At 65.5% G+C, this 3,354-nt stretch carries 5 protein-coding genes; 1 reads left to right on the top strand and 4 read right to left on the bottom strand.

The window, feature by feature from the left end; genetic code table 11:
* Positions 1 to 842: PhnA-like protein (locus ACXJKO_RS30760; protein ID WP_457094807.1), on the bottom strand; the 842-nt coding region annotated here is incomplete at its 3' end.
* 206 nt (positions 843 to 1,048) lie between these two features.
* Positions 1,049 to 1,945, bottom strand: a complete 897-nt coding sequence (locus tag ACXJKO_RS30755) for a LysR family transcriptional regulator (protein WP_457094806.1) — start codon at positions 1,943 to 1,945, stop codon at positions 1,049 to 1,051.
* A 238-nt stretch (positions 1,946 to 2,183) separates the two neighbouring features.
* On the opposite strand from ACXJKO_RS30755, the gene ACXJKO_RS30750 reads away from it, so the two are divergent.
* Positions 2,184 to 2,600, top strand: coding sequence for an OsmC family protein (locus tag ACXJKO_RS30750; protein WP_457094805.1), 417 nt, complete (start codon positions 2,184 to 2,186; stop codon positions 2,598 to 2,600).
* Positions 2,601 to 2,703: 103 nt separating this feature from the next.
* On the opposite strand, the gene ACXJKO_RS30745 is transcribed toward ACXJKO_RS30750, so the two are convergent.
* Together ACXJKO_RS30745 and ACXJKO_RS30740 are read right to left on the bottom strand one after the other, a co-directional pair.
* Positions 2,704 to 2,943 carry a DUF6489 family protein gene (locus ACXJKO_RS30745; protein ID WP_036359903.1) on the bottom strand — a complete coding sequence of 80 codons (240 nt, stop codon included), beginning with the start codon at positions 2,941 to 2,943 and terminating at the stop codon, positions 2,704 to 2,706.
* A 200-nt stretch (positions 2,944 to 3,143) separates the two neighbouring features.
* On the bottom strand, positions 3,144 to 3,354 hold a 211-nt coding region (locus tag ACXJKO_RS30740), incomplete at its 5' end, for a DUF2382 domain-containing protein (protein WP_457094804.1).

Genomic DNA, 3,354 nt, shown 5'->3' with positions numbered 1-3,354 from the left:
AGACTGGCGAGAAGGGCCCCGCGGGAGACGGCCTTGGCCGCCGTGTCGGCAGCCTGCGTCGCCTGCTGTTTGGCCCGGTCCGCGGTCTCGCGGTACTGCTTCTCGTAACCGGCAACGCGGGTGCGTGCCTCCTCGACCGGAATGTTCTGCGAGCGGGCGAGTGCTTGCGCAGCCTGCTCGCGTGCATCGTTGGCTTGGGCTTGGTTGCCTGTCACCAACGCACGCATGCTGGCGACTGCGGTGTCCCTCAAGGCGGCCGGATCATTGCCGGTCGAGCCGCGCAGCGACTGCTCGATCGAGGCGAATGGATCAGTGCTATTGGCCAACGCCGGCGCGGCCGTCTGGGCCGCTGATGTCGCCGTGCGGCCAAGACCACCCAGGGCCCCGCTGACCGTGTTGAACGCGCCGCCAACGAGACCGCCGACCGCCGTGCTCAGCAGATAGAAGATCACCAGCGTGGTCATCGCCCAGGAGGTCAGGCCATGCCAGCCACCGGTCGAAACCTTCGGCTGACCTGACAGGCGGCTCGCGACATAGCCGCCGATGAAGGCAGCGACGATGCCCGACAGCGCCCACCAGATCCCGGCTCCGATCGAGAAACTGCTGACGGCCGGGTTATCGCCGGTCATGGGATCAAGCGTCGAAGCGCCGATCCCGATCCCGATCATGTTGAGGACGAGCTGTGCGACGAGGCCCGTGACGACGCCAGCCAGAACGGCGCCCCATGAGACCGTGTTGATCAGGATCGTGCGGGCATCCTCGGCGGGGGTCACCCCACTGACGTGAGGAGCGTCGGTGTTGCCCCGCGAACGTGGAGTGTCGGGGTATGCTGTAGAGGTCATCGTGATCTCCTATGAGGACGGGGGACGGCCGACCTTGAGAGCGCAAGGACATCGACGATCACCGTAGTTGGGGCAGGAAGGGCCGCGTTGCAGTCGCCACGGCTGGGCGCGGCCTGCACATTGAACCCAACGCCGTTCCCCGTCGTGCGATCCGGTGCAAATCCGGTGACCCACTATGCGAAGATGCATGGCCGCTCTGGGCGGCCTCAGCCTCGCGGACTCAGTGCGGGCGCGAGGCCCTTCACCGCTTCGGCAATGGCTGACAAGGCGACCCTGACCCTTGGTATGCTGCGGCTGTCCTTGTGTACGGCGAGCCAGATCTCGGTCATCGGCGGCGGGAGCGGCGTCTTGAGGCGGCGCAAGCCAGGGTCCGGATCAGCCCGGAAGCGGGCCAGACAGGCAAGGCCACCACCGCCCCGGGCGGCGGACAGCAGCGCCTCTTGGCTGCTGGTTTGCATGCCGAGACTGGCTCGTGCCGCGAGGTCCGACAGCCACTGTGCCTGCGGATCGATCTCCACATCATCGAGCAGAGTCATCAGGCGATGACCCGGGCAGCCTGCCTCGAAGTCCGGTGCGCCATGCTGCTCCAGGTAGTCCGGAGCCGCATAGAGGCCGAAGGCGATCTGTCCGATCCGGCGCACGACGAGATCATGTTGCTCAGAGCGCATGAGCCGGACCGCAATGTCGGCCTCTCGCATCGACAGGCTGACCACCCGCGGGTCCGGCATCAGTTCCACGAGGATGCCGGGGTGCTGCCGTTGCAGGGCTGCGAAGCACGGGGCCAGGATGTGCGCCGCGATCGTCTCGGTGCAGGTCACGCGCACGGCGCCCGCGAGCTTGACGTCGCGGCCGGCGACGGATCGCTCCACCCCGAGGGCTTCGGTCTCGACACGCTCGGCCTGCCGGAGCACGTCCTGGCCGGCCAGCGTCAGGGTGTATCCCTCAGGGGTCCGATGCAGCAGCCGGACGCCGAGACTAGCCTCGAGCGATGACAGTCGCCGGCCCACGGTCGACTGGGCCACCCTGAGTTCGCGGGAGGCGGCGGTCAGGCTGCCGTGCCGGGCGATCGCCAGGAAAAAACGAAGGTCATCCCAGTCCAGCACGTCAGGTCCTATGCAATTTAGCTTACCCGGTAACCGATCTTGCTTGGCCCGGAACGGGTGAGGACGGGGTTGACCCTCGACGTTCACCGCTCAAGGAGGCTGCCCAGTGACCGACCGCAGGACGCCAACGTCCCGACAGCCTTTCGGGTTTCTCGGGTCGCCTGATCAGGGACCGTCCGAGGCAACAGGCAAGGCCTTGCCGCCGTCGACCCGGACGCTGCGGTGCCGGACCGAGGCCATGGGTCGCTTCAGCCAAACGCACCACATCCGCGACTTGACAGCGTTTGGCGGCGAGAGCGACGTGGAGGCGTTGAGCCCGCTGAATGACGACACGATGCCGAGTCCTTCGGAAGCGCTGCTCGCGGCCTTGGGCTCGTGCCTGTCGGTCAGCATCCAGGCCAACGCGGCTGCCCGCGCGATTCCGATCCGCCGGCTCGCGATTGAGCTCGAGGGCGACATCGACTTCGCGGCTCTGTGGGGAACGGGAGACCTGGACTTTAAGGGTCTCGGTTTCGAGACGATCAGGATCAGCGTGCAGATTGAGACGGACACACCGCGCGAGGTACTCCAGGCGCTCCTCGATCATGCGGTGCGATGGTCCCCTGTCGCCAATACCCTCTACAACCCAATCAACCTCGACATCGCACTGGCATGACGCAGGACCGAGATCTGCGGCCTGTTATGGAGATCCCCCTTGGAGGGTGGGCGTCAGCGCCAAAGGCTGGCTCCCGATGGGATCGCGACGGCCGCCAAGGCTCCTATTTCGTCCTTGCCGGGTTCATCTGGGATGCGAGCATGTCCTGCCATTGTTCGAAACCTTTGACAGCAGTCGGCAACCAGGTCCTGACCATCGTATCCGGATCCATCGCTTTCAGGTTGGCGGACAGGCGCTCCTGCATCTCTCTCATCAGGTGCTCCTGCATGGGCTGCACATCTGGCAAGCCGAAGAAGGCGCGTGCTTCTTCCGGTGTGCAGTCGATGTTCATGGTGACCTTCATCTCGAACAATCCTTCCCAAGTTATCTATCTGGCGGGCGTGGGGGGCCCACGACAGTGGCGATCAAGGGAGCTGGTTCGGAGTTGCCCGTGATCCGGTGCAGCCCCTGACGCGGCCGGCATTCCTATTGCGTTTTGCGAGCACACAGGTCGCGATCGAGAACTGCGACCTGTGTGCAAGATGAGGCGTTGCTCTCGTGATCTTACTTGCGGCTGGAGGCGATCACAGATCGCGTCCTGCCGGAGCGATGGTTCTCGTCGGAGTGCCTGACCTCGATCTCGTCGCGACGGACGGTGTCCCGCACGGTCTCGATCCGTTGGGTGCGCTCTCGGCGCACGACGACCTCTTCCCGCACCTTCACGCTCTTGCCAACCACGGGCCGCTCGGACGTCTCGATCATCTCGATCGTGAGC

Source organism: Microvirga sp. P5_D2, assembly GCF_054049475.1.
Note: the sequence above shows the minus strand (reverse complement) of the source record. Positions and strands in the feature narration are given on the sequence as shown.